Source organism: Allobosea sp. NPDC055332, from assembly GCF_053645455.1.
The window spans coordinates 588,512-614,121 of record NZ_JBSHMO010000004.1 but is presented as its reverse complement, the minus strand read 5'-3'; the positions used below and the strand labels follow the sequence as shown (position 1 = coordinate 614,121).

Here is a 25,610-nt window from a genome sequence, read left to right as displayed (position 1 = left end):
TCATGCCAGTCAACAAGAGCCACGACGAATTCTACACCCTCGATATGTCCAAGGGCTGGGAGGTGCCGGCCGGCTACCCCACCGGCATCCAGCAGAAGATCCTGTCTGGCGCCCTCGACGAGGTGAACAATCGCGGCACGCGCACCCGCCTGCTGCGCTTCCAGCCCGGCGTCTACACCACCGCGCCGTTCTCCCATGACTATTGGGAGGAGGTTTATCTGATGGAGGGCGACCTCACCGTCGGCAACGACGCCAATGGCGAGGGCGGCGAGAGCTTCCCGCCGCACACCTATGCGGTACGCCCGCCGCATGCTCCGCACGGGCCGTTCAAGTCCGAGAAGGGCTGCATCCTGCTCGAAATCCACTATTTCGACCCGGTCTGAACCAGCCATGATGCCGACCCTCGCCAATCTCGCCGACGATCTCGCTTCGGGGCGGACACGCTCGCTCACGCTCGTCAGCGAAGCGCTTGAGCGGATCGAAGCGCCGGATGGCGAGGGCCGGCTCGCCTTCATCAAGGTCCATCGCGAGGCTGCGCTCGCCGCCGCCGAGGCGATGGACAGGTTGCGGGCCGCAGGGCTCGCGCCCTCGACCTTCGCCGGCATCCCGATCTCGGTGAAGGACCTGTTCGACCTTTCCGGCGAGCCGACGCCGGCAGGCTCCACCGTGCTCGCCGATGCCGCGTCGGCTGAGCGCGACGCGCCAGCGATCGCGCGCCTGCGCCGCGCCGGGCTCGTCGTGATGGGCCGCACCAATATGAGCGAGTTCGCCTTTTCCGGACTCGGCCTCAACCCGCATCACGGCACGCCGGCCTCGCCTTACGACCGCGCGAACCGCCGCATTCCGGGCGGCTCCTCCTCGGGCGCCGCCGTCTCGGTGGCCGACGGCATGGCGGCAGCCGGCATCGGCTCAGACACCGGCGGCTCCTGCCGCATCCCCGCCGCGCTCTGTGGCATCACCGGCTACAAGCCGACAGCATCAAGCGTGCCGCTCGACGGCGCCTTCCCGCTCTCGCAGCGCCTCGACTCGATCGGCCCGCTCGCCAGGAGCGTCGCCTGCTGCCGCGCTCTGCACGAAATCATGAGCGGAGCAGAGCTGCCGAAGGTCGTGGCCAGTCTGTCAGGCCTGCGCATCGCCGTGCCGCAGACGGTTGCGCTCGACGGGCTCGACGCGACTGTCGCGGCTCACTTCGCGCGGGCGCTGACCACCTTGTCCAAAGCCGGTGCGCAGATCATCGAGCAGCCTTTCGCGCGCTTCGCCGAGGTCGCCCGGATCAACGCCAAGGGCGGTTTCGCTGCGGCCGAATCCTATGCGCATCACCGCGCACTGATCGCGGCGAGGGGCGAGGGTTACGATCCGCGCGTGCGCCTGCGCATCCTGCGCGGCGCCAACCAGGACTGCGCCGACTATATCGAGCTGCTGCGCGCCCGCGCCGCCTTCGTCGCCGCGCTGCGCGAGGAGGTCTCCACCTTCGACGTGCTGGCGCTGCCGACCGTGCCGACGGTCGCGCCGACCATTGCCGAATGCGATGCCGACGACGAGGCCTTCACCCGCCTCAACCTCTTGATGCTGCGCAATCCGACCCTGATCAACATGATGGACGGCTGCGCCATCTCGCTACCGATGCAGCGCGAAGGCGAGGCGCCGACCGGGCTGATGCTGGCGCGGGCCGGCGGCGAGGATGCGGCCCTGTTCGCGATCGCGGCAGCGGCCGAGGCGGCGCTGGCGAGCTGAGTCGGCGAAAGCTCAGCCCTGCCGGGTGATGTTGGCGCGGAAGGATTCGATATGCGCCCGCATCACCCGCTCGGCCTCGTCCGGGTCCTGCCGGGCAATGCCGTCGACGATGGCGGAATGCTCGTCGCAGATGCGCGAATGTTGCTCATTGGTGCTGAGCGAGATGAACCACATCCGTGCCGAGCGTTCGTGCAGGTTCCGCAGCAGGTCGCTCATCACCGGATTGCGGGCCGAGCTGGCGATGATCGCGTGGAACTCCTGGTCGAGATCGGCGATCGTCTCGATGTCGCGCGCCTGCGCCGCCTGCCGCATCGCCTCGAGATTGCGCCTGAGCTGGACCGGCACCTCGGGGCTTGCCCGCTCGGCGGCGACGCGCACGCAGTAGGTCTCGTTGACGATGCGCGCATCGATGATGTTGAGGATCTCGTCCAGGCTGACCGGCTTCACGATCGTGCCCTTGCGCGGCATCACCTCGACCAGCCCGTCATTGAGCAGGCGGTCGATCGCCTGGCGGATCGGCGTGCGGCCGATGTCGAGCTGCGTGCTCAATGCCGGCTCGCTCAGGATCTCGCCCGGACGCAGCCCGGTGGTGATGATCAGGCGCTTGATCGCATGATAGGCTTGGTCGCGCAGCGAGACATGCCGCTGCGCGTCCTTGGGCGTTTCCAGAAGCGTCACGTTACGTCGCACCGCGCGGTTTGAGGTTGCCGCCATCGTCCTTCCGGGGGCCGCGACGTCAACCCCGGATCGGTAGAATCTTCAGGTCGTAGCCGAAACGGATGCTGCGGCGCAGGACCGGATCCTCCAGCTCGCCTTCGAAGCGATCAGCCATCTGGATGCCGCCAATCGCCGGCATGGTGCCGCCGAAGATCGCCGTGCCCTCGGGCAGCGTGGCCTTGCCGTTGAAGCCGCGGATCAGGTCCTCCGGCGCGAGCAGGCCCGAGATCGGCCCCTCCTGATAGAGCCGGCGCTCGCCGTCGATCACCGCGAAACTGCGCAGGATCAGCTCGTCCCAATGGCCGGCGACCTCCTCATAGGGCCAGACGGTCGCGGCGACCGGCTTGTCGCAGACCTGCTTGGAGACGCTGATGCCATAGGTCTCGACCTGGCGGTCGGTATGGTCGGAGCCGACGCCGACATAGGTCTTGCCGCCGCAGGCGAGCAGCACGGCCTCGACCTCGCCGCTGCTGTTGGCGCCGACATCCTCGATGACCGGGTCGGTGGTCAGCCGGGCGACGGCGACGCGGTAGTAGACCGGCGTCGAGGCCGGCCGCTTCACGCCAAGCGCCTCCAGCTCGACCATGTGGTGCTCCATCGCCGCCTTGTCGCGCCCGGCCCAGCCGCCGATCACCAGCTCGTCGATCGCCGCGGTCAGCGGACTGGAGCCGGTCCGGCTCTCCACCGTCAGTGCCAGGGTCTTCATCGCCTCTCGCCTTCCCGAAATCGCGCTGCCCGTTCATCGAGCAACCTGCCCAAAAAAACTTCGCGGCCTCTCTATAAAAATCCTTGTGAAATTTCACAAGGATTTTTATAGAGGATTTCAAGCGCCGCAGTTGCGCAGGGACGGCGACAGCGCCCGGACAGGGCGCAGATCGGAAACGGAGAGGAAAAGATGATCAGATCAGCTTGGATGGCCGCCCTGGCGGTCTCGTTCGGTGCGCTAGCGGGTTCGGCCCTCGCGCAGGAGAAGCCAGCTTCGCTCGGCCTCGGCGTCATGACCTTCACCTCGGGCCCGGCCGCCGCCTATGGCATGCCCGGCAAGAACGCCGCCGAGCTGATGATCGACATGCTGAATGCCAGGGGCGGCATCGGCGGCGTACCGCTGAAGGCGACCTATGTCGACGAGGCGCAGGGCACGCAGGGCGTCATCGCCGAATATCGCCGCCTCGCCGAGGACAAGGGTAACCAGGTGATGATCGCGGCGCTGTCGAGCGCCAACTGCCTGGCGCTGGCCCCGCTCGCCGAGCAGATGCAGGCCCCGACGATCGGCTGGAACTGCGACACGCACCAGCTCCTGCTCGACGGCAAGAGCAAGTATTATTTCCGCCCGAACGGCAGCACGATCCCGGAATTCGTCGCCTATGCGCTCTATCTCCTGCAGCGCAAGCCGGACGTGAAGCGGATCGCCATCGTCAATCCCGACTACGCCTTCGGCCATGACGCGGCGCTGATCTTCAAGACCGCGATGAAGGCGCTGAAGCCGGATGTCGAGGTCGTGGCGGAGCTGTTCCCCAAGCTCGGCTCGGCCAATTTCCAGACCGAGATCTCGAAGCTCTCAGCCTCGCGGCCGGACGTCGTCTTCTCCAATCTCTGGGGCGCCGATCTCGAGAACTTCGTGCGCCAGGCCCAGCCGCGCGGGCTGTTCACCTCGAGCCAGGTCGTGCTGGCGCTGGGCGAGACCGTGCTGCAGCGCGCCAACCTGCCTGATGGTGTGATCGTCGGCGTGCTCGGCGACGGCTGGTGGATGTCGCCCGACGCCAAGGCCAATGGCGTCACCAAGGCCTTCGTCGAGGCCTATGAGAAGCGCTATGGCGAATACCCGGTCTTTCCCGCGATCAAGATGGCGAACGCGATCATCTACATGAAGGCCGCCTATGAGACCGCGCTGAAGAAGAGCGACGGCAAATGGCCGAGCCGCGACGAGATCGCCGATGCCATGCGCGGCAGCACGGTCAAGACGCTGACCGGCACCACCGTGACCCGCAAGGACAATGACGGCCTCGTCGACCAGGTCGTCGGCGTCACCACGAAGTCGCCCGACTACAAGTTCCCCGTGATCGGCGGCATGGTCCGCTACAAGGGCGACACGCTGATGCCGCCCCAGGGCGAAGACGCGATCAAATGGGTGGGCACGCTGAGCCCGGCCTTCCTCGCCGCCCAGCCCAAGCCCGGCAGCTACCAGTAAGCGCATCAGCGGGAGGAGCCGTTTCGGCCCTCCCGCCCCTTTTTCCCCCAATCATCAATCCCAGGTGCCGTCATGCTCGACACCCTGATTCCGCTCGCCGTCGACGGCCTCGCCAGCGCGGCGCTGATCTTCTTCGTCGCCGTCGGGCTGACGCTCGTCTTCAGCGTTTTGCGCGTGCTCAACGTCGCGCATGGCAGCTTCTATGCGATCGGCGCCTATGTCGCCGCCTCGATCGGCCTGTGGATCGCCAGCGCGAGCTTGAACCCCTGGCTCTCCTTCCCGGCCCTCGTCTTCAGCGCCGCGATCGTCGCAGGCTTGTTCGGCCCGCTGGTCGAGCGCTGCCTGATGCGCTGGACCTATGGCAAGTCGGAAGCGATCCAGATCCTCGTCACCTTCGGCCTGTTCCTGATCCTGGAGGACCTGCAGCGCATCGTCTTCGGCGTGCGCTCGCTCGCCGAGGACACGCCGATGCAATTGCTCGGCTCAACCGAGATCGGCGGCGTCGTCTACCTCAACTACCAGCTCCTGCTGATCGCGCTGGCCGTGATCGTGGTCGTCGGTCTGCGCATCCTGCTGACCAAGACCCGGATCGGTCGGCTCGTCACCGCCGTCGTCGCCGATCGCGAGATGGCGCAGAGCATCGGCATCAACACCAACCGCGTCTTCATCCTCTCCTTCACGCTCGGCGTCTTCCTGGCGGCGCTGGGCGGGGCGCTGGCGACGCCGACCGCGGGCGCCGCGCCCGGGCTCGGGGCCGAGACCATGGTGCTCGCCTTCGCCGTCGCCGCCATCGGCGGGCTCGGCCAGATCGAGGGTGCGGCGCTGGCGGCGATCATCGTCGGCCTCGCCCGCGTGCTCGCCATCTATTTCGCACCGTCGCTCGATGCGGTCGCCCCCTACATCGTCATGCTCGTCGTGCTGCTGGTCCGCCCCTACGGGCTGTTCGGCCAGGCGGCGACCCGCAGGATCTGACCGCCATGCGCGCCGCCTTCTTCCTCATCGCGCTGGCCGCACTGGCGCTCGCACCGATCGCCGCGCCCTGGCTGCAATTCGTTCTGACGCTCGCCGTCGCCAAGGGCTTTGCCGCGCTCGGCGTCGCCGTGCTGCTGCGCGGCGGGCTGATCTCGATCGGCCATGCCATGTTCTACGCCGTCAGCGCCTATGCCATTGCCTTCCTGGCGCGGGCCGGCCTCAACGAGTTCGTCGTGCTGCTCCTGCTCGGCACGCTCGCTTCGGCGCTCGCCGGCCTGCTCGTCGGCGCCTTCCTGGTGCGCTACCGGGCGATCTTCTTCGCCATGCTCAACCTCGCCATGTCGATGGTGCTCTACGCGCTGCTCTCCAAACTCTACGGCATCACCGGCGGCACGGACGGCCTGCGCCTGGCGGTGCCGCGCTTCTTCGGCCTCGCGCTCGACAAGGCGAGCTTCGACACCGCGCTCTATTACGCCGGCCTCGTGCTGATGCTGGGCGTCGGCTACGGCGTGCAGCGCTACCTCAAGAGTCCGCTCGGCCATGCGCTCGCCGCCGTGCATACCAACGAGCTCAGGCTCGAATATCTCGGCGTTCCCGTCCGCGTCGTCCTGCTGATCGCCTACACGATCTCGGCCGCGCTCGCCGGCATCGGCGGGGCGATCGCGGCGATGGCAATCGGCCATATCCTGCCCGAATTCGCCTTCTGGACGGCGTCCGGCCATCTCGTGCTGGTCGCGGTGCTCGGCGGCATCGGCGGCGTCGCCGGTCCCCTCATCGGCTCGCTCTTCCTCGAAGTGCTGCACACGCTCGCGGTCGGCGTCACCGATGCCTGGAACCTGATCATCGGCGTCGCGCTGATCGGCGTCATCTTCTTCCTGCCGAGCGGGCTCTACGGCCTGATCCGGCGCCGCAGCGGAAAACCGGCATGACCGCGCCCCTCCTCCAGGCCAAGGACCTGCGCATCTCCTTCTACGGCGTGCAGGCCGCCGACGGCGTCAATCTCGAAATCTGCGAGGGCGAGTTCCTCGCCATCATCGGCCCGAACGGCTCCGGCAAGACGACCTTCCTCAACCTCTGCACCGGCTATCTCCGGCCGAGCTCGGGCGAGGTCTATCTCGACGGCAAGCCGATCACCGCCATGGCGCCGCGCACGATCGCAAGGCGCGGCATCGCCCGCGCCTTCCAGATCCCGCAGCTCTTCCTCGACCAGACGGTTCTCGACAACCTGATGATCGCGGTCGCGGCCAAACGCGGCATCTGGGTGCCATTCAAGGCGCTCGGCGCCGATGGCCGCCGCCGCGAGGCGGAGGAACTGCTGGTCCTCGTCGGGCTTGACGGCGAGGCCGGGCAGCTCGCCGGCGCGCTGCCGGAGGGGCGGCGCAAGCTCCTCGACATCGTCATCGCGCTGGCACTGAAGCCGCGCCTCGTCCTGCTCGACGAACCGACCAGCGGCGTCAGCACGATCGAGCGCTTCACCTTGATGGAGACGCTGATGGCCGCGCTGCGCCGCGCCAAGGTCACGGCGCTGTTCGTCGAGCACGACATGGACGTGGTGCAGCGCTACGCCGACCGCGTCGTCGTCTGGGATTCCGGCTCGGTGATGGCGGAAGGGCCACCCTCCGAGGTGTTCAAGGATGAGCGCGTGCTGCGCAATGTCGTGGGGGTGGCGTGATGCTGCGCATGGAAGGCGTGACCGTCGCGATCGCTGGCGTGCAGGTGCTGCGATCGGTGTCGCTGGGGCTGACCTCCGGCAAGACCACGATCCTGATCGGCCGCAACGGCGCCGGCAAGACGACAACGCTGCGGGCGATCATGGGGCTCCTGCCGGTCGAGGCCGGCGCGGTCCATCTCGACGGCCAGGAGATCGGCACGACGCCGGCCTATCAGCGCGCCGCGCAAGGCATCGGCTATGCACCGGAGGACCGCCGGCTGGTGCCGGAGTTCACCGTCGAGGACAACATCCTCCTGCCGGCGCTGGCGCTCTCTTTGCCGGCGGCCGAGCGCGCAAGGCGGCTCGACGAGGTCTATAAGCTGCTGCCGCAGCTCCACACCATGCGCAAGCGCCCGGGCGGCGGCGTCTCCGGCGGCCAGGGCAAGATGGTGGCGCTCGGCCGGGCGCTGATGGTCGCGCGCACGGCGCTACTGCTGGACGAGCCCTTCCAGGGCCTCGCCCCGGCGCTGGCGCTCGACTATGCGCGCACGCTCGGCGAGCTCAGGCGCGGCCGGCCGGACCTTGCCATCCTCATCACGGAATCGACCCCGGCCCTGCTCGACGCGATCGCCGACGACACGCTGCAGATCGAACGCGGCGCGATCGGCTGAGCAACCCGGCATCCGCGTTTCCCGGGCGGCGGCACCTCGCTCGCCTCGTTCTCCGCCTACTCGCTGGAGAAGAAGATCGCGGCGACGCCCGAGCGCTTCGGCAAGGGTGCGATCGAAGGCATGGCGCCGGCTCGACAGATGCCTGGGAACGCTGCTCTCGCGATTTTGGGCCGGTCAGTTCAGCGGCAGGCTGCCGCGAAGGCGGCGGGTGTCGGACATCAACGCGGCGAGGCGGGCGTCGGCCTTCGGCGGCGCGGCGAAGGCATGAGCGATCTTCTTGGGCATGTCGAGATCGAACGGCCGGCTGGGCGGCAGTGGTGCATTGCCGACAAGGCTTGCGGCCGGATTTGCAGGCGCGGCAGCTGCCGGCGCGGGACCGTCCGCTGCGAAAGCCAGCGGTGCACCGGCGAAAGAGGTCGGCATGGCGGTGGCGGCGCTGGTAAGCGGGGCCGGCGCGGAAACCGCAGCGAGCTGGTAGCTCGGCTCTTCGATACGGCGGCGCTCGGGGCGCTCGCCCTTGACGTAGAAGGCATTGCCGCCGGCCACCGTCACATAATGCATGTTGGCATAGGAGAAGCGCAGGCCGGCCATATGGAAGTGCTTGGCCGATCCGACGGCTTCGTTGCGCTTTCCGGCGAGGATGGCTTCGGCGGCGGCCTCGGCCTTGGGCAGGTCGCGTGTGGCCATCTGGCGGGTCAGCACGCCCGGCGCGAACTGGCGCGGTGCGCCGACGACGCCGCAGATCGTCTCGGGGTAGCGCGGCGATCCGACCCGGTTCATCACCACCGTGCCGACGCCGAGCAGGCCGGTTTCGCTCGAGCGGTTCGATTCGAAATACATCGCGCGGACGAGGCATTCCTTCTCGCGCGGATCGGCCTTGGCCAGCTCGATGGCGCGCTTGCGGATCTCGTGAGTCTGCTTCGTCGTGGTCGCAGGGCCTGCGGTCGTCGTCGAAGCGGTCTGGACTGGAGCCGTGCTGCAGGCGCCCAGAACAGGCGCCGCCAGAGAGATCAGAAGCGGGATCGCGTTGCGGCCGTAGCGGCTCCTGGCACTGGAACGAACGGCATCTGCAGCGATCACGGCCCGCTTCATGCGGCAACCTCCTGATTACGGGATGGGGGCTACCTGAGGCGGCAGGCCATCGTCACCGGAAAGGAATCCCCAATCTCTTACCAGAAAGTTAATTTCGGAAGGAAGAGGCAAAGATGCACGACAACGGCGTGGCCATCAATATGGCGCGACCGCGGCATATTCCCGCCTGAAGAGGCCAATCACGTGTGTTTTCGTCCGTTTTCCCTTCACCAAAGCTATTGCGACATTATCGAAGGGAAGAATGCCGTCAGCACCGACCGCGGACATTGGCTCATTGCCAGGAGCGAGGCCTGACCTAGGGGAAGCAATACGACAACGTTTCTCCGGCTACTCCGGCGCAACTACGTCGATGCTTGCATTGCGGCCCGCTCCAGAGCGATCGCTTCACCGCCGAAGGCCCGCGTTGCCCGTGCGGCGGCCGTCAGCAATGGCTGCGTCATCTGCGCGATGAAGGCTTCGTCGATGCGCATCCGCGGTCCCGCCAGCGTGATCGCACCAACCAGCGTCGCGCTGGGGCCGAACACCGGCGCCGACAGGCCGGCCGTATCCGGTTCGCGATCGCCGAGCGAGACGTAATGGTAGTTCCGCCGGATCGCCTCGTAAGGCTCGCCCGTCTCGCCTGAAAAGGCCGCCAGGACCCGCCCGCCCGAGCCGGCGTGCAAGGGTAACACGTCGCCTTCGCGCACATGATAGCGGATCGGGTGTCTGGACTCGATGCGGTAGAGGCAGGTCCGCAGGTTTCCCGCAGGAGCGTAGAACGCCACGCTCTCGCCGCTCGCTTCGGCGAGATCGCGCATGATCGGTAAAAGGATGTCGGCCGCCGCGACCGAGCGCTGATAGATCGCTCCGAGCCTGAACGCCCCCGCTCCGATCCGGTAGTGACCATCGGGCAGGCGCTCGAGCAGATGGCCGCGGATCAGCGAGCCGGCCAGGCGCAGGATCGTACTCTTGTAGAGGCCGGTTCTGGCCGCGATCTCGGCCAGCGACAATGTCCGGTCCTGAGGCGTGAAGGCATTGAGGATCGCGATGGCGCGATCCAGCGCCGCGACCCCGTCCGACGATGCCGGCAGGGCCGCCGTGCCGTCCTGTTTCGTCTTGCCCGCCACGCCGACCATCCTCGCCATGCCGGATCGATATCGGATCGAGCCGGCTTCGTCCAGTTAGTTCTGCTAGACAGAACAATATTCTGATTGACAGAACGATCGAGCACTGGCAAAAGCGCACTCGATCAGGCCGCACGATGAGAACGAGCGATCAGCTCGCCGGTCCGATCCTGAGAGATGCCGCCAGCACGGCATCGAACCATGGAGGAAACCGATGCTGTCTCGCCGTCATGCCCTGTTGGGTTCGCTTGCTTCCGGAGCCACCGCACACATGCAATGGCCGGTCGGCGCGGCTCTCGCGCAGAGCCCCGCCCAGCTCCAGCTCTTCGTACCGGCCGCGCCCGGTGGCGGCTGGGACCAGACCGCCCGGACGATGGAGCAGGTGCTGCGGACGGAGAAGCTGATCTCCGGCGCGCAGATCAGCAATGTCGGCGGCGCTGGCGGCACGGTCGGCCTGCCGCAGTTCATCAATCAGTGGAAGGGCCGGCCCAATGCCCTGATGGTCTCCGGCATGGTCATGGTCGGCGCCATCATCGCCAACAAGGCGCCGGTGAAGCTGGCCCAGACCACGCCGATCGCAAGGCTGACCGGTGAATTCCTTGCCCTCGTCGTGCCGGCAGCCTCGCCCTTCAAGACGGCGAAGGACTTCATCGCGGCGCTCAAGGCCGACCCGGCCAAGGTCCCGGTCTGCGGCGGCTCGGCCGGCGGTTCCGACCACATCCTGCTCGGCCTGATGGCGAAGTCGGTCGGCGTTGCGCCCGCCAAGCTCGCCTATGTCCCCTATGCCGGCGGCGGCCAGGCGGTCGCATCGCTGCTCGGCAACCAAGTGGCCGCGGGCATTTCCGGCTATGGCGAGTTCTCGGAGCAGGTGAAGGCCGGCAAGTTGCGCCTCCTCGCCATCTCCGCCGACAAGCGCCAGCCCGGCATCGACGCGCCGACGCTGAAGGAGCAGGGCATTGAGGTCGAGCTCTTCAACTGGCGCGGCGTCTTCGCCCCGCCGGGTGTCAGCACCGATCAGCGAGCCGCCATGATCACGCTGATAGAAAAGATGGCCGGCAGCCCGGCCTGGCTCGACGAGGTCAGGAAGCGCGACTGGACCCCGATCCTGCTCACCGGCGACGCCTATGCCGGCTTCCTCCAGGAGGAGACGGCGCGCATCGAGACGATCCTCAGGGATCTCGGCCTGGCTGCCTGATCGCTCCCGGGGATCACTCCCCGACAATCTCACTCAAGGACATCCGTGATGACTGACGCTCATTCGCGGCAGCGCCAGCGCGCGCGCCTTGCTCCGGCAGAAGCCCTGATCGGGCTCGGGCTGCTGCTCTTTTCCGGACTCACCCTCTGGCAGACACTCTCGATCCCGGTCTCACCGATGTATGCCCAGGTCGGCCCGCGGGTCTTCCCCTACATCACCAGCGCGGGCCTTGCGGTCTTCGCCGTCCTGCTCCTGGTGCAGGCTGCCCACGGCGGCTGGCAACCGGACGATGAGAAGGAGGTCGAGCTCGACTGGAAGGCGGTCGCCTTCGTCGCTGCCGGGCTCGTCGCCAATGTCGCGCTGATCGGCCCGCTCGGCTTCTCGGCCGCATCGACGGCGATGTTCATGCTCGTCGCCCATGGCTTCGGCAGCCGGCGGCCATTGCGGGATGCGTTGATCGGGCTCGCTCTCGCGCTCGCCGCCTATTTCGGCTTCGCCAAGGCGCTCGGCGTCAACATCGGCGCCGGCCTCATCGAAAACCTGCTGGGGGGCTGAGATGGATACGTTCTCCCAGCTCGCTAACGGCTTTTCGGTCGCCTTCTCGCCGAACAACCTGCTCTGGTGCCTCGTCGGGACGACGCTCGGCACCGCCATCGGCGTACTGCCGGGCCTCGGGCCGGCGCTCACCATCGCGCTCCTGCTGCCGATCACCTTCCAGGTCGCGCCGGAAGCAGCCTTCATCCTCTTCGCCGGCATCTATTACGGCGCGATGTATGGCGGCTCGACCACCTCGATCCTGCTCAACACGCCGGGCGAAAGCGCGACGATCGTTACTGCCCTCGAGGGGAACAAGATGGCCCGCTCCGGCCGGGCCGGTGCGGCGCTCGCGACCTCCGCGATCGGCTCCTTCGTCGCCGGCACGATCGGCACGATGGGCGTCACCTTCCTGGCCCCGGTCGTCGTCAGCCTCGCGCTGCTATTCGGCCCGGCCGAATACTTCTCGCTGATGGTGCTCGCCTTCGTCACCGTCTCGGCCGTACTCGGCTCCTCCGCCGTCCGCGGCCTCGCCAGCCTGTTCCTCGGCTTCTATCTCGGCATGATCGGGATCGATCTGCAGACCGGCCAGCCGCGCTTCACCTTCGGCCTGACCGAATTGCTCGACGGCACCAATGTCATCGTGGCGGCGGTCGGCCTGTTTGCGGTCGGCGAGACGCTCTACGTCGCTGCCCGGCGCCATGCCGGCAAGGACGAGATCGTGCCCCTGCGCGGCTCGCTCTACATGACGCGCGAGGAATGGTCGCGCTCCTGGAAGCCCTGGCTGCGCGGCACGGCGATCGGCTTCCCGATCGGAGCCATGCCGGCCGGCGGGGCCGAAATCCCGACCTTCCTGTCCTATGTCCTCGAGAAGCGCCTGTCGAAGAAGCCCGAGGAGTTCGGCACGGTCGGCGCGATCGAGGGCGTCGCCGGCCCCGAAGCCGCCAACAACGCCTCCGCCGCCGGCGTGCTGGTCCCGATGCTGACGCTCGGCCTGCCGACCTCGGCGACCGCCGCGATCATGCTCTCGGCCTTCCAGAGCTACGGCATCCAGCCCGGGCCGCTGCTGCTCGACACCCAGCCGGCTTTGGTCTGGGGCCTGATCGCCAGCCTCTATGTCGCCAACGTCCTCCTCGTCGTCCTGAACCTGCCGCTGGTCGGGCTCTGGGTCCGCATCCTGAAAATCCCGGCGCCGCTCCTCTATGCCGGCATCCTCGTCTTCGCGACGGTCGGCTCCTACGGCATCTCGCAATCGCCGATCGACCTCATCCTGCTCTACGTCCTCGGCGGCGTCGGCTTCCTGATGCGCCGCTTCGACTTCCCGACCGCGCCGGTCGTGATCGGGATGATCCTCGGGCCGATGGCCGAGACCGAGTTCCGCCGGGCGATGACGATCTCAGGCGGCGACTGGACGGTGCTGTTCACCCAGCCGCTCTCCGCTGCGCTCTTGGCGCTGGCCTTCGCCGCGCTGTTCGGCCCGCGACTCTACCAGCTGATCCAGGCCTGGCGCGGGCCGCGCCCCGACCATGTCCCCGGCGATGCCTGACGAGCGAGACATAAGATGACCCAACTCCTTCAAGGCCTTCGCGTCCTCGACCTCACCAATGTGCTGGCCGGCCCCTATTGCGGCTACCAGCTCGCTTTGCTCGGGGCTGATGTCATCAAGGTCGAGGCGCCCAATGGCGGCGACCTCGCCCGACAGCTCGGCGGCGCGCCGGAACTCAACAAGGCGGCGATGGGTGCCTCCTTCCTGGCCCAGAACGCCGGCAAGCGCTCCGTCGTCGTCGACCTCAAGAGCGCAAACGGCCAGGCGCAGTTCCGCGACCTCGTCGCCACGGCGGATGCGCTCGTCGAGAATTTCCGGCCGGGTGTGATGGACCGCCTCGGGCTCGGCTATGAGAGCCTGCGCGCCATCCGCCCGGGCCTGGTCTATTGCGCGATCTCCGGTTTCGGCCAGACCGGGCCGATGCGGGACAATCCCGCCTATGACCAGATCATCCAGGGCCTCTCCGGGGTCATGAGCATCACCGGCACGCCGGAGACCGCGCCCTTGCGGGTCGGCTACCCCGTCTGCGACACGCTCGGCGGCCTGTTCGGCGCCTTCGCGGTGGTCTCCGCCCTGCTGCGCCGCGCCAGCACCGGCGAAGGCGCCTTCCTCGACGTCTCCATGCTCGAATGCACGCTCAGCGCCTTGGGCTGGCCGGTATCGAACTATCTGACGGCCGGCATCGAGCCCCGGGCGATGGGCAATGAGAACATGACGGCGGCACCTTCCGGCGCCTTCGAGACCGGCGACGGACTGCTCAACATCGCCGCCAACAAGCAGGAGCAGTTCATCGCGCTCTGCAGCGTCATCGGGCGGCTCGAGCTTGCGAGCGACCCGCGCTTCAGCGAGCGCGAGGCACGCAAGCACCATCGCGGCGAGCTCAAGAACCTGATCGAGGGGGCGCTCGCCTCAGCCCCGGCCGCGGACTGGGAGGATCGCCTCAACCAGGCCGGCGTCCCGGCCGGGCGCGTGCTGTCGATCCCGCAGGTCCTGCAGGAGAAGCAGGTGACCTCCCGCAACATGACCACCCACTTCGAGACCGGTGCTGGCGACCGTCCGCTGACGGTCATTCGCGGCGGCTTCCTCGTCGACGGCGAGGCGCCCCGGCCGACGCAGCCGCCGCCGAAGCTCGGCGAGCACAGCGAAGAGATCCTGGCGGAAGCGCGCCAACAGCGCGGCACGAGGAGGCAGGCATGAGCGAGGGCACGCGCAAGGAAGGCCGCGAGCGCGGCGAGGAGTGGTGGTCGACGCAGATCATCGAGATGCGGCCCGGCCTGATCCGGTTGCGTGGCTACCCGATCGAGGACCTGATCGGGCGGATCAGCTTCCCGGCGATGATCTGGCTGATGCTGCGCGGCGAGTTGCCGAGTGAAGCTCAGGCCGAGCTGCTCGGTGCGGCGCTGGGAGCTGCGGTCGATCACGGCCCGCAGGCGCCCTCGATCGCGATCGCCCGCATGGCCGCCACCTGCGGCGTCGGCATCAACAGCGCCATGGCCTCCGCCATCAACGTGCTCGGCGACGTTCATGGCGGCGCCGGCGAGCAGGCGCTCGGCCTTTTCGGCGAGATCGCGGCGGCGATGGATGCGGGAGAGCCAATCGGGAACGCCGTCGAGGAGCGCGTCACCCGCTTCTTCGCCGAGAGCGGCTATGTGCCGGGCCTCGGCCACCGCTTCCACCCGCTCGACCCGCGGGCGCCGCGATTGCTTGCGCTGGTGCGTGAGGCAGCCGGCCAAGGAACAGTGGCAGGACGTTTTGCCGACATCGCCGAGGCGGTCGAGGCCACTGTCGCGCGCCGCAAAGGCAAGCACATCCCACTCAACATCGATGGCGCCACCGCCGTCATCTATGGCGAGCTCGGCTTCCCGCCGCCGCTGACGCGCGGCCTCTTCGTGCTCTCGCGCTCGGTCGGCATCCTCGCCCATGCCTGGGAGCAGTCGCAGAAGCCCGAGCGCAACAAGGGCCCGCTGCCGCGCGAATGGCTCTGGGCCTACCAGGGCGTGCCCGAGCGCCGGCTGCCCGAAGCGCAGGCCGCGCAGCCATCGCCGACCGATCAATAACCAAGAGCCATCTCGGGGGAGACCATCATGACGCAGCTTTCTCGCCGCTCGTTCCTGCACGCTTCACTGGGGGTGTCCGCCGCTTCGCTCGGGCTCGGCCGGCTCTCCAGCACGGCGCTGGCACAGGCCTATCCATCGGCCAACATCCGGATGGTCGTGCCCTACGCCGCCGGCGGCACCACCGATTTCGTCGGGCGGCTCATCGCCGAGGCGATGGGCGAGCAGACCAACGGCCACCGCTTCTTCGTCGAGAACAAGACCGGCGCGGCCGGCGGCATCGGCATGAAGGACGTCGCGGCCGCCAAGCCCGACGGCTACACGGTGCTGCTCGGCGATTCCACCATGGCGGTGACGCCGACGCTGACGCCGGCGGCCGGGATCGATCCCTTGAAGATGTTCAGGCCGGTCTGCCTGATCGCGAGCTTCCCCTCGGTGCTCGTCGTGCATCCGAGCGTGCCGGCCAAAACGGTCGCCGAGCTGATCGCCTATGCCAGGCAGAACCCCGGCAAGCTGAATTTCGGCTCGGGCGGGGTCGGCACCGTTCCGCATCTCCAGGGCGAGCAGTTCCGGCTGAAAACCGGCGCGAACCTGCAGCACGTGCCCTATCGCGGCGCCGCCGCCGCCCTCCAGGACGTCGTCGCCGGGCAGATCCAGATGCTGTTCACGGCAGCGCCGACCGCACTCTCCTTCATCGAGGGCGGTCAGCTCAGGCTGATCGCGACCACCGGCGCCGAGCGGCTGCCGATCGCGGCGCAGGTGCCGACCCTCGTCGAGGCCGGCGTCAAGGACTTCGTCTCCTCGCAATGGTTCGGCCTGCTCACGCCGGCGGGGACGCCGGAGCCGATCGTCGTCCGCCTCAACGAGCTCGCTGTCCAGGCGACGCGCAATCCCGGTGTTGCCAAGCGCATCACCGAGCAGGGCGGCTTCTTGCAACCGGGCTCACCCGATGACTTCAGCAGGTTCATCGCAAGCGAGCTCAAGAGCTGGGGCGAGGTCGTCCGCGCGGCGCAGGTGCAGTAGCACCCTGAAGCCTTGCCGATTTTCAGGGAGCTGATCGATGAGCTGGTTCACGCCGCCGCAGCCGATCGAGACGGACGTCTTTACCAGCCTGCCCGAAGCGTTCCGGGATCGGCGTGCGAGCGCCTGGAGCATCGCCAACAAGGGCGGGCAGGCGATCGGCTCCTTCCTGGAAGGGCCGTGCCTTGCCCCCGATGGCACGCTCTATGTCGTCGACATCCCGTTCGGGCGGATTTTCGCGATCGACCCGGCCGGGCAGTGGCGTCTGGTCGTCGCCTATGACGGCTGGCCGAACGGGATGAAGGTCGCACCGGACGGCCGGCTGCTCGTCGCCGACTATCGCCGTGGCTTGCTCTCGATCGATCCGGGGAACGGGACGGTCGAGACCATCCTCGGCGCGGTGAACAGCGAAGGCTTCAAGGGCTTGAACGACCTCCAGCTCCTGCCCGACGGCTCGATCCTGTTCACCGACCAGGGTCAGACCGGCATGCAGGACGCCAGCGGCCGGCTCTACCGGCTCTGGCAGGATGGCCGCCTCGACCGGATCATCGCCAACGCGCCGAGCCCAAACGGCGTCGCCATATCGCGCGAGGGCACCCACGCCTTCCTGGCGCTGACCCGCGCCGCCCAAATCTGGCGCGTGCCGCTCGATCCCAACGTTCAGGCCGGCAAGACCCAGGTCTTCGCCCAGCTGCCCGGAGGCCTGTCCGGACCGGACGGGCTGGTGGTGGACGCTCATGGCCGCTTGATCGTCTGCGATCCCGGCCATGGCTGTGCCTGGGTTCTCTCGCCGCTCGGCGTGCCGCTCTATCGCGTGATCTCCTGCGCCGGCCGGACGGTGACGAATGCGGCGCTCCGGCCTGACGGCGAGACCTTGCTCCTGACCGAATCCGAGACCGGGCAGATCCTGCGAGCGCGCCTTCCAAGTGCGTGACGGTCGCAACCCAGCACCGCGACCGCCTTCCTGCTAGCGCCTGAGATCGAGCCAATAGCCGGCCCGGTGAGGGATAGGCAGAAAGCGCTCGTGCAATCGGCGCAGCGTGTCCTCAGGATCGAGATCGACGAACAGCTCCGGATGCAGCCAGCCCGCGATCCGCTGCAGCGCCACGAACTGATACGGGCTCGTATAGAACTGGTGCCAGACCGCATGAACGCGGCCGGCCCTGACCACCTTCGTCGTTCGGAAGGCCGGCCGCGCCGCCAGCGCAGCGAGCTTCTCCTGCGCCTTGCCAAGATCGGCGCCGGGGCCGAGACCGACCCAGGCGCCATTCGGCGCCAGCGCCTCCCAGTTGCCGCCAGTGACGATCACCACATCGGGATCGCGCACGATGATCGTCTCGGGATTGATTGCCCCGAACGTACCGGCGAGCAGCTCGCTGCCGAGATTGATGCCGCCTGCGGTGGCGACCATGGCGCCGAAGTTCTCGTTTCCGAAGCTCAGGCAACACTCGTCCGAATAGCCGGGAATCCGGTCGAGCATGACGAGTGGCCTAGCGAGTGGCCCGGCTGTAGCGAGCCGCTCCGTCACACGAGCAATCTCCGCAGCCCGGAAGGTGATCAGCGCCTCCGCGATCTCGCTGCGGCCGAAAAGCTGTCCGAGCAGGCGCAGCGACGGCTCGCTGTTCCGCGAGGGCGCATGCCGGAAATCGACATAGACGACCGGGATGCCTGCCGCGGCCAGCCGCTCGACCAGGCGGATTTCCCCGGCCGGGCGCTGCGTCTCGGCGCCGAGCACGACGAGATCGGGCTGCAGCGAGATCGCCTTCTCGATGTCGAAGGCGCCACTATTCGGCGAACCAAAGCGCGGCAGCACCTTGGCCTGCGGAAAGCGCGCCACATAGACCGCGTGCGTGTCGGGATCGGATTTCTCGAAGTCCTCGCCCCAGCCGACGATGCGCCCGAACGGATCATCGCGGTCCAGCGCCGCGGTGACGTGGATCTGCCGGCCTTCGCCGAGGATGACACGGCGGACGGGAACCGTGACGGAGACCTGTCGCCCGGCCACATCGGTCACCGTAACGGTCTCCGCCACCGCGCGCGCCGGCATGAGCGCGAGCCAGATCAGCGGCGCCAGCATCAGCCAGCGCAGGGCGCTTGCCCCACGGAACCGCAGCGCTCCGCTCATGCTAGAGATCCATCGACATCGACAGCCGGAAGGTGCGCGGCGCACCGACATAGAAGGTGCCGAAAGAGGCGACGCTCGACCAGTACTTGGTGTCGGCGACGTTCTGGACCGTCGCACGGAACACGGTCTTGCGCCCGGCGATCTCGGTGGCGTAGCGCGCGCCGAGATCGAACCGCGTCCAGTCCGGCAGCGACTGGGTATTGGCCGCGTCGATATACTGCTTGCCGGTGTAGACGAGCGCGCCAGTGAGCGTCAGCCCCTTGAGCCAGGGCACGTCCCATTCGGCGCCGAGATTGAGCTGCACCGGCGCGACGCCGATCGGCCGGTTGCCGAGATTGGCGGCAACCGCGGTCTTGGTCAGCTTGCCGTCGAGCAGCGAGGCGCCACCCAGCAGGCGCAGCTGCGGCGTGACCTCGCCATAGACGCTGAGCTCGAGCCCGCGCACGCGCTGCTCGCCGGTGACCGAGAACAGGCCGCCATTCAGTTCGCCGCTCGGCTTGTCGATCTGGAAGCCGGCGAGCGAGGCGCCGAAGCTGCCATATTGCAGCTTGACGCCCGCCTCGTACTGCTTGGTGCGGTAAGGCGCGAAGGTCTCGCCGGCATTGCTTGCCGTGGTCGGAGCGACGTCGCCACGGCTCAGGCCCTCCACGTAGTTCGCGTAGACCGAGAGGTAGTCCAGCGGCCGCAGCACGAGGCCCACCATCGGCGTGGTGGCGCTCTCGTCATAGGCCGAGGTCAGGATACCGGTCCCCGCCGCATAATTGTTGGTCGCGACCGACTGGCGCCGGAGACCGAGCGTCAGCATGACGCGGTCGTCGAAGGCCGACATCGTGTCGGCCAGCGCGAAGCTGGTCAGGTCGCTGTCGGAGAGGCGCGTGCGCGGGGCGCGAGTCGCAAACTGCGTGGCGCTCCAGCTCGGCGCATAGATGTTCGAGAGGACGGCCGTACCGTTCGTCAGGGCCCGTTCCAGCGTCTCGCGATAATAGGAGGCCTGCAACGTCAGCGAATGCTTGACGAAGCCGGTCTCGAAGCGGGCGCGGATGCCGGCTTCATAGCTCTGTCGGCCGATGCCGAGATCGAAATATTGCGGTGTGTGGCTGGTGTCGCCGCGAGCGTTGAGGATGGTCGGCAGGCCGAAGAAGCGCTCGACCCGGGTCTGCGAGCCGCCGGCATTGCCGAAGACGGTGATGCTGTCGGTGAGGTCGAATTCGTTCTTCCACAGCACCGAGCGATCATCGATGCGCGACCATTCCCAGGGCTGGATGACGTTCTCGCGCCCGCTCGGGGCCGAGGGAACGCGCAGGCCCCGCGTCATCAGGAACGGACGGTTGGGCGCGTCGAGTTCGTCCCGCTGCGCCAGCGCATAGAGCCAGCTGCGGAAGCGCGCGCCCTGATAATCAAGCGCCAGCGAGCCGATGCCGGTCGTCTCGGATTGCCGGTTCACGGCCGTATCGCCGCCGCGCAGCGAACCATTGACGCGCACGCCGAACTCGCGGCCCGCGCCGAAGCGGCGAGCGACGTCGAAGGTCGCGCCGCCATAGGCCCGCGACGAGAACTCGGCCCCGACGCGAGTGAGATCGCCCTCGGCCCGCTTGGGCACGACGTTGATCACGCCGCCGACGCCGCCATTGGGCGCGATACCGGTCAGCGCCGCCGCAGGCCCCTTCAGGATCTCGATACGCTCGGCATAGTCGGTGAAGACGCGATAGTTCGGCGCGACGCCAAAGACGCCGTCGAAGGCGATCTCGCCGCTATTGCCCTCGCCGATCGGGAAGCCGCGAATGTTGAAGGAATCGACGATACCGCCCGACGGATGCGAGCTGCGCACCGACGGATCGAGGATCAGCGCGTCGGCGACCGTCGAGGCCTGGAGGTTGCGGGCGAGTTCACCGGTATAGCTCGTCGTGCTGAACGGCGATTTCAGCGTCTCGGCATTGCCGAGCAAGCCGAGGCGGCTACCCTGGGCGACCTGCCCGCCGGCAAACGGAGCGGGCACGCTGGAGGCGCCGGCCGGACCTTCGACCACGATCTCGTCGAGCCGTACCTGACCGTCATTGCGTCCCTGGGCGCTCGCTGCCGAAGCGGCGAGGACGGCAAGGGCAGTGCCCGCGAGCAAGGACGGCGTGAGCCTTGCGCGCCCGGCCGCACCGCAGGGAACAGATCGAGACGGCAACATTGCAAGACGAATTTTCGACATGACGAGACCCCGGAACCGCCGCCGGAGTTGATTCCAGCTAGCGGGAACCCTGTTCGTCACGATCTAAAAAGAAAAGCACGCAGACGTTGCAATAAGAAATGGTCGCTAGATAGCATGCATACGTGCCAATTTTGCAACGAATACTTTATAATTACTTCAATCAATGCATTTTCACGGACACGCCGACAGCGCCGCACGAACACTCGCGCGACGTCATCTGATGATCGAGCGATGCGGTAGCGCGGTGCGACGCCGACCGTCGACCGCGTTTATTCGTGGGGGGCTTCTGAAAATTAGAGGCAGCCCGCCTTCAGGCTGCGTAGCGCCCGACCAGTTCGCGTGCGGCCGAGATCTCGTCGCAGATCCACTCGTCGACCAGCTTGACCTCGCGGCGCCGGCGCATGCCCGGCGGCCTGACGAGGTAATAGGAGATGCCGGTCGGCACGGCCTTGCGCAGCGGCACGATGAGCCTGCCGTCCTGGATCGCCTCATGGGCGAGGACGACGTCGGTCATGGCGACGCCGAGCCCGGCCTCGGCGGCGCTCAGCGCCATGTCGAGCGCATCGAAATCGAGCCCGTGCCGGGTCTCGATCTGCATCCCCGATTTCTCGGACCAGGTCCGCCAGTCGCGCCGGTCGGGCAGCGGGTGAAGCAGCGTCGCCTCGGGCAGGTCCTCGCCGGAAAACCGGCCACCACCATAGGAGGGCGCGCAGACCGGCAGGATCCATTCCGGATAGAGCTCGGTGACGCAGTCGAGCGGCCAGTTGCCCATGCCGTAGCGGATGCCGAGATCGGCGTCGGCATCGTTGAGCGTCATGTCGTTCAGCCGGGTCTGGACGCTGACCTTCACCAGCGGGTGCCGTTCCTGGAAAGCCTTCAGGCGCGGCAGCAGCCAGCGTAGCGCGAAGGTCGGCAGGCATTTGATCGTGACCGTCTCCTGCTCGGCGCGAAACGGCGTGATCGCCTCCGCAATGTGGTCGAACGCCTCCTTGACGCTGAGCGCGAGGCGCTGGCCGGCATCGGTAATCTCGAGCCCGTTATGGGTTCGCTGGAACAGCGGCGTGCCGAGCTGGTCCTCGAGGATCTTGACCTGCCGGCTGACGGCGCTCTCGCTGACATTGAGCGCCGCCGCGGCTTTCTTGATGCTGAGCTGCGCCGCGACGATCTCGAAGCAGCGCAGGGCATTGAGCGAGGGCAGTCGCCGGGTCATGGCTGCGGGCTCGGGCGCCGTGCTGTCGCGGCCGCCCGTCTCATCGAATGTCCATGCGCGGGTCGAGCGCATCCCTCAGCCCGTCTCCTGTGAAGTTGAAGCTCGTCACCGCCAGTGTAATGGCGATCCCGGGCAGGATCGCAAGCCATGGCGCGCTCGTCAGGTAGATCTGGGCGTTATTGAGCATGTTTCCCCAGCTCGCGGCCGGCGGCTGGATGCCGTAGCCGAGGAAGCTGACATAGGATTCGAGCAGGATGGCGCGGGCGACGTTGAGCGTCGCCGCGACGACGATCGGCGCCATGGCGTTGGGCAGGAGCTCGCGGAGCATCACCCGCAGATGCGAGGCGCCGAAAGAGCGCGCCGCCACGGCGTAGTCCTGCTCGCGCAGGGCCTTGATCTGCGCCTCGACGATGCGCGCGACGTTCATCCAGGAGGTCGCCGCGATCAGCAGGACCATCGAAGCCAGCCCCGGCTTGACCAGCGCCGCCAGCGCCAGCAGCAGGAAGATCGTCGGAAAGCACAGGATCGCATCGACGAAGCGCATCAGCAGCGAGCCAATGGCGCCGCCATGGTAGCCGGCGATCATCCCGACGCCGGTGCCGATGGCGATCGCGATCGCCATGGCGGTGAAGCCGATGCCGAGCGAGATGCGCCCACCCATCATCAGCCGAGCCAGCATGTCGCGGCCGAGTTCGTCGGTGCCGAGCAGATGCGCACTCGCCAGCGGCGGCGCGAACCGGTTCATCACGTCGATATGGGTCTCGTCGAACGGCAGAACGAACGGGCCGAGAAAGCAGGTGAACGCCAGGATGAGGATGATCGCCGTGCCCGCCATGGCGAGCCGGTGCCGCCGGAAGCGGGTCCAGGCGCTCTTCCGGGCGAGGCTTTCGGCATCGATCGACAACTGGAATATGTCTGCACTCATGGGTCAGCCTAGCCGGATGCGTGGATCGGCGACCGCGTAGAGCATGTCGGCGATCAGCGAGCCGATCAGCACCATCAGCGCCGACAGCATCAGGATGCCCATCACCACCGGATAGTCGCGATACTCGATCGAATCGAGGAAGAGCCGGCCCATGCCCGGCCAGGTGAACACCGTCTCGGTGACGAGCGCCCCGCCGAGCAAAGTCGGGAACTGCAGGCCGGCGAGCGTGATCAGCGGCAGCAGCGCGTTGCGCAAGGCATGGCGGCTGAGCACTGCCTGCTCCGGCACGCCCTTGGCACGGGCCGTGCGGATATAATCCTGGCCGATCACGTCGAGTACGGCCGAGCGCGTGAAGCGCGCCCAGACCGCAGTCTCGACCAGGGCCAGGACCATGACCGGCGCGATCATATGGTGCAGCACGTCGGGAAGCGAACCGTCGCCGATCGTCTGGCGGTTGCCGGCCGGCAGCCAGCCGAGCTCGACCGAGAAGAGATAGATCGCGATCAGGCCGAACCAGAAGGTCGGGATCGACAGGGCGATCATGGCGCCGACCGTCGCGGCCATGTCGAAGAGCGAATAGCGCCGGATCGCGCCGAGGATGCCGATGGCGCAGCCGAGCAGCATGGCGATCAGCGTCGAGGCCGCCATCAGCTCGAAGGTCGCCCGCAGATGCGAGGCGATGACGCTCCAGACCGGGGCATTGTCGCGATAGGAACGGCCCCAGTCGCCGGTCAGCATACGCCGCAGCCAGTCGAGATACTGTACCGGCAGCGGCCGATCGAGGCCGAGCTCGCGGCTGATCCGGTCGAGGTCTTCCTGCGTCATCTGGGCCGACTGGGCGAATTGCGACATCGGCCCGCCGGGCGCCAGGTGCAGGATGGCAAAGCCGATCGCCGAGACGATCGTGAGGAGGAGCAGCGACTGCCAGAGTCGCCTTGCGAGGAACGGACCCATCTCAGCCGGTCACGCCGCCCAGTACCAGCGGCGCATGTTCCAGCAGCTCGACGAGCAGTTGATGTTGGGCGCAAAGCCCTGCATGCCGTCCTTGATGCCCTCGGCCAACACGGTCTGGTAGATCGGCAGCAGGACGAGGTCGTCGCGGATGATGCGCTGGATCCGGCCGTAGATTGTCTTGCGTTCCTGCGGGTCGAACTGGCTGGCGCCCTCGGCGAGCAGCCGGTCCATCTCGGGGTTGCCGTACTGATAGGTGTTGAGCCCTGTGCCAGCCTTCGCCGGGATCGCGGTCGAGGCGAAACGCGGCGTCACATCGGGATCGTTGCCGATCATGAAGTTCGAGCCGACCATCACCGACTCGAATTTCGACTTCTGCCAGAAATCGCCCCAGATCACCGCGCCCGGCATGTTGTTGATGCGCAAGCCCGCGCCGACCGCGCGCCAGTCCTGCATCAGCAATTGCTGCGACTGCTCGCGGCCCGGATTACCGACCGTGGTCGAGTTCGAGAATTCGAGGCGCACTCCGTTCTTCTGGCGGATGCCATCGGCACCGCGCGCCCAGCCGGCCGCGTCGAGGATGGCGTTGGCCTTGGCCGGGTCGTGGCGATGCGCCGGCAGGCCATCGTCATAGGCCCAGGATTCGCGCGGCAGGAAGGACTCCGTCGGCACCGGCAGGCCGTAATAGAGCGCGTCGATGCGCGCTTGCTTGTTCATGGCGAGGTAGAGCGCCTCGCGCACCGCCTTGTCGGTGAAGGGGCCGAATTCGAGATTGAGCGCGATATGCTCGATGAACGGCGTCGGCGAGCGCGAGATGCGCCGGCCGCGCAGCCCCTGCGCCTCCTTGACGAAATGCGCCGCGATGCCGCCGATGCCGAGATAGTCGACCTGACCGGTGCGGAACTGCGTGTAGAGCACCGTCAGGTCCGGAATATACTTGAAGACAACGCGCTCCAGATAAGGGCCATCGCCATGATAGGTGCTGTTGGCTCGCAGCAGCAGATGGTCGCCAGCGGCGCGCTCGCCCCAGCGGAACGGGCCGGTGCCGACCGGCGCCCCGTTGAACGGCGCCGTATTCGGATCGGATGCCTTCTCGAGAATGTGCCTGGGGATGATGAAGGTCAGCGCCAGGATCGAAAGATAGGGCGAGTAGGCGCTCTCCATGCGCCATTGAATCTCGTCGGGCGCCACGACCTTGATGTCGCGCACGAGGCTGTGACCGACCCGGTTGCGCACCCGGAAGCCGGGCGTGTTGATCAGGTCGAGCGTGTATTTGACGTCCTCGGCGGTGAACGGCGTGCCATCATGCCATTTCGCGTCGCGCCGCAGTTTGATCTTCCAGCTCAGTCCGTCGGCCGATAGGCCGCCATTGCCGATGCTCGGCACCTCGGTCGCGAGGTCAGGCACGAGGCGGCCGTCGGGATCGACGAACCAGAGCGGGCTGAAGAGCTGCCACCAGACGCCCTGGTCGACCTCGCTGCCCGGCATCAGTGGGTTGAAGACCGTCGGCTCCTGCGACAGGCCCGCGACGACCTGGCCCTTCGGCTGTTGCGGCGGACGCGGCTGCGCCTGCGCACCTCCCGCCGCCAGCGCTGCAGCGCCGAGGCCGAGCGTCAGCATCTCGCGCCGACTCTGATATGTCCTGCGCTTGTCAGGGTCCGTCATATCGATCTCCCCTCATTGTGTCCGGGCTGTGTTCAGCCTCGGCCATGTCTTCTCGGCTGA

The 25,610-nt window shown here is 67.5% G+C and carries 24 protein-coding genes and 1 pseudogene; 15 read left to right on the top strand and 10 right to left on the bottom strand.

Annotation, left to right across the window (positions count from 1 at the left end; all coding sequences use genetic code 11):
• Positions 1–2 precede the first annotated feature (2 nt).
• Both ACWIGM_RS24510 and ACWIGM_RS24505 read left to right on the top strand, forming a co-directional pair.
• Complete coding sequence (locus ACWIGM_RS24510; protein WP_454028575.1) at positions 3–383, top strand: cupin; 381 nt, start codon at positions 3–5, stop codon at positions 381–383.
• 7 nt (positions 384–390) lie between these two features.
• Complete coding sequence (locus ACWIGM_RS24505; protein ID WP_454028574.1) at positions 391–1,734, top strand: amidase; 1,344 nt, start codon at positions 391–393, stop codon at positions 1,732–1,734.
• 12 nt (positions 1,735–1,746) lie between these two features.
• Here the strand turns inward: ACWIGM_RS24505 and ACWIGM_RS24500 are convergent, their stop codons facing one another.
• The gene (locus ACWIGM_RS24500) at positions 1,747–2,412 is read right to left on the bottom strand and encodes a GntR family transcriptional regulator (RefSeq protein WP_454028573.1); all 666 of its coding nucleotides are present in this window, start codon (positions 2,410–2,412) and stop codon (positions 1,747–1,749) included.
• A gap of 58 nt (positions 2,413–2,470) precedes the next feature.
• Positions 2,471–3,157 carry a DUF2848 domain-containing protein gene (locus ACWIGM_RS24495; RefSeq protein WP_454028572.1) on the bottom strand — a complete coding sequence of 229 codons (687 nt, stop codon included), beginning with the start codon at positions 3,155–3,157 and terminating at the stop codon, positions 2,471–2,473.
• A 189-nt stretch (positions 3,158–3,346) separates the two neighbouring features.
• On the opposite strand from ACWIGM_RS24495, the gene ACWIGM_RS24490 reads away from it, so the two are divergent.
• The 6 genes and pseudogenes from ACWIGM_RS24490 to ACWIGM_RS24465 all read left to right on the top strand — a co-directional run.
• Positions 3,347–4,639, top strand: coding sequence for an ABC transporter substrate-binding protein (locus tag ACWIGM_RS24490; protein ID WP_454028571.1), 1,293 nt, complete (start codon positions 3,347–3,349; stop codon positions 4,637–4,639).
• 72 nt (positions 4,640–4,711) lie between these two features.
• On the top strand, positions 4,712–5,611 hold the full coding sequence (locus ACWIGM_RS24485; protein WP_454028570.1) for a branched-chain amino acid ABC transporter permease: 900 nt from the start codon (positions 4,712–4,714) through the stop codon (positions 5,609–5,611).
• A 5-nt stretch (positions 5,612–5,616) separates the two neighbouring features.
• The gene (locus tag ACWIGM_RS24480; protein WP_454028569.1) at positions 5,617–6,540 is read left to right on the top strand and encodes a branched-chain amino acid ABC transporter permease; all 924 of its coding nucleotides are present in this window, start codon (positions 5,617–5,619) and stop codon (positions 6,538–6,540) included.
• A complete protein-coding gene (locus ACWIGM_RS24475; protein WP_454028568.1) occupies positions 6,537–7,283 on the top strand; it encodes an ABC transporter ATP-binding protein in 747 nt (248 codons plus the stop codon). The genes ACWIGM_RS24480 and ACWIGM_RS24475 overlap by 4 nt, the downstream gene beginning before the upstream one ends.
• Complete coding sequence (locus ACWIGM_RS24470; protein ID WP_454028567.1) at positions 7,283–7,933, top strand: ATP-binding cassette domain-containing protein; 651 nt, start codon at positions 7,283–7,285, stop codon at positions 7,931–7,933. Before ACWIGM_RS24475 ends, ACWIGM_RS24470 begins: the two co-directional genes overlap by 1 nt.
• A 21-nt stretch (positions 7,934–7,954) precedes the next feature.
• Positions 7,955–8,089, top strand: a pseudogene (locus ACWIGM_RS24465) (tripartite tricarboxylate transporter permease); the annotation flags it as partial.
• Positions 8,090–8,107: 18 nt separating this feature from the next.
• Here ACWIGM_RS24465 and ACWIGM_RS24460 read toward each other — a convergent pair.
• Positions 8,108–9,025 carry a cell wall hydrolase gene (locus tag ACWIGM_RS24460; RefSeq protein ID WP_454028566.1) on the bottom strand — a complete coding sequence of 306 codons (918 nt, stop codon included), beginning with the start codon at positions 9,023–9,025 and terminating at the stop codon, positions 8,108–8,110.
• 341 nt (positions 9,026–9,366) lie between these two features.
• Positions 9,367–10,149, bottom strand: a complete 783-nt coding sequence (locus ACWIGM_RS24455; RefSeq protein WP_454028565.1) for an IclR family transcriptional regulator — start codon at positions 10,147–10,149, stop codon at positions 9,367–9,369.
• Positions 10,150–10,342: 193 nt separating this feature from the next.
• Between ACWIGM_RS24455 and ACWIGM_RS24450 the strand changes: the two genes are divergently transcribed.
• Genes ACWIGM_RS24450 through ACWIGM_RS24420 form a run of 7 tightly spaced genes read left to right on the top strand, consistent with a single transcriptional unit; the run spans position 10,343 to position 17,411 of the window.
• Complete coding sequence (locus tag ACWIGM_RS24450; RefSeq protein WP_454028564.1) at positions 10,343–11,323, top strand: Bug family tripartite tricarboxylate transporter substrate binding protein; 981 nt, start codon at positions 10,343–10,345, stop codon at positions 11,321–11,323.
• 48 nt (positions 11,324–11,371) lie between these two features.
• Complete coding sequence (locus tag ACWIGM_RS24445; protein ID WP_454028563.1) at positions 11,372–11,878, top strand: tripartite tricarboxylate transporter TctB family protein; 507 nt, start codon at positions 11,372–11,374, stop codon at positions 11,876–11,878.
• Between the two features lies 1 nt (position 11,879).
• Positions 11,880–13,403: a tripartite tricarboxylate transporter permease gene (locus ACWIGM_RS24440; protein ID WP_454028562.1), complete on the top strand. Its 1,524-nt coding sequence runs from the start codon at positions 11,880–11,882 to the stop codon at positions 13,401–13,403.
• 15 nt (positions 13,404–13,418) lie between these two features.
• A complete protein-coding gene (locus ACWIGM_RS24435; RefSeq protein WP_454028561.1) occupies positions 13,419–14,600 on the top strand; it encodes a CaiB/BaiF CoA transferase family protein in 1,182 nt (393 codons plus the stop codon).
• Positions 14,597–15,460, top strand: a complete 864-nt coding sequence (locus ACWIGM_RS24430) for a citryl-CoA lyase (RefSeq protein WP_454028560.1) — start codon at positions 14,597–14,599, stop codon at positions 15,458–15,460. Before ACWIGM_RS24435 ends, ACWIGM_RS24430 begins: the two co-directional genes overlap by 4 nt.
• 27 nt (positions 15,461–15,487) lie before the next feature.
• Positions 15,488–16,480 carry a Bug family tripartite tricarboxylate transporter substrate binding protein gene (locus tag ACWIGM_RS24425; protein WP_454028559.1) on the top strand — a complete coding sequence of 331 codons (993 nt, stop codon included), beginning with the start codon at positions 15,488–15,490 and terminating at the stop codon, positions 16,478–16,480.
• 37 nt (positions 16,481–16,517) lie between these two features.
• A complete protein-coding gene (locus ACWIGM_RS24420; protein WP_454028558.1) occupies positions 16,518–17,411 on the top strand; it encodes an SMP-30/gluconolactonase/LRE family protein in 894 nt (297 codons plus the stop codon).
• 33 nt (positions 17,412–17,444) lie between these two features.
• On the opposite strand, the gene ACWIGM_RS24415 is transcribed toward ACWIGM_RS24420, so the two are convergent.
• The 6 genes from ACWIGM_RS24415 to ACWIGM_RS24390 form a co-directional block, all read right to left on the bottom strand.
• Entirely contained in the window at positions 17,445–18,602 is a 1,158-nt protein-coding gene (locus ACWIGM_RS24415) for an ABC transporter substrate-binding protein (protein ID WP_454028557.1), read from the bottom strand.
• Position 18,603: 1 nt separating this feature from the next.
• Positions 18,604–20,799, bottom strand: coding sequence for a TonB-dependent receptor (locus ACWIGM_RS24410; protein ID WP_454028556.1), 2,196 nt, complete (start codon positions 20,797–20,799; stop codon positions 18,604–18,606).
• A 310-nt stretch (positions 20,800–21,109) separates the two neighbouring features.
• A complete protein-coding gene (locus ACWIGM_RS24405) occupies positions 21,110–22,009 on the bottom strand; it encodes a LysR substrate-binding domain-containing protein (RefSeq protein WP_454028555.1) in 900 nt (299 codons plus the stop codon).
• Between the two features lie 40 nt (positions 22,010–22,049).
• Positions 22,050–22,934, bottom strand: coding sequence for an ABC transporter permease (locus ACWIGM_RS24400; protein WP_454028554.1), 885 nt, complete (start codon positions 22,932–22,934; stop codon positions 22,050–22,052).
• A gap of 3 nt (positions 22,935–22,937) precedes the next feature.
• A complete protein-coding gene (locus tag ACWIGM_RS24395) occupies positions 22,938–23,888 on the bottom strand; it encodes an ABC transporter permease (protein WP_454028553.1) in 951 nt (316 codons plus the stop codon).
• 9 nt (positions 23,889–23,897) lie between these two features.
• Positions 23,898–25,550 (bottom strand): peptide ABC transporter substrate-binding protein, encoded by a 1,653-nt coding sequence (locus ACWIGM_RS24390; protein ID WP_454028552.1) that lies wholly within the window; start codon positions 25,548–25,550, stop codon positions 23,898–23,900.
• Positions 25,551–25,610 lie beyond the last annotated feature (60 nt).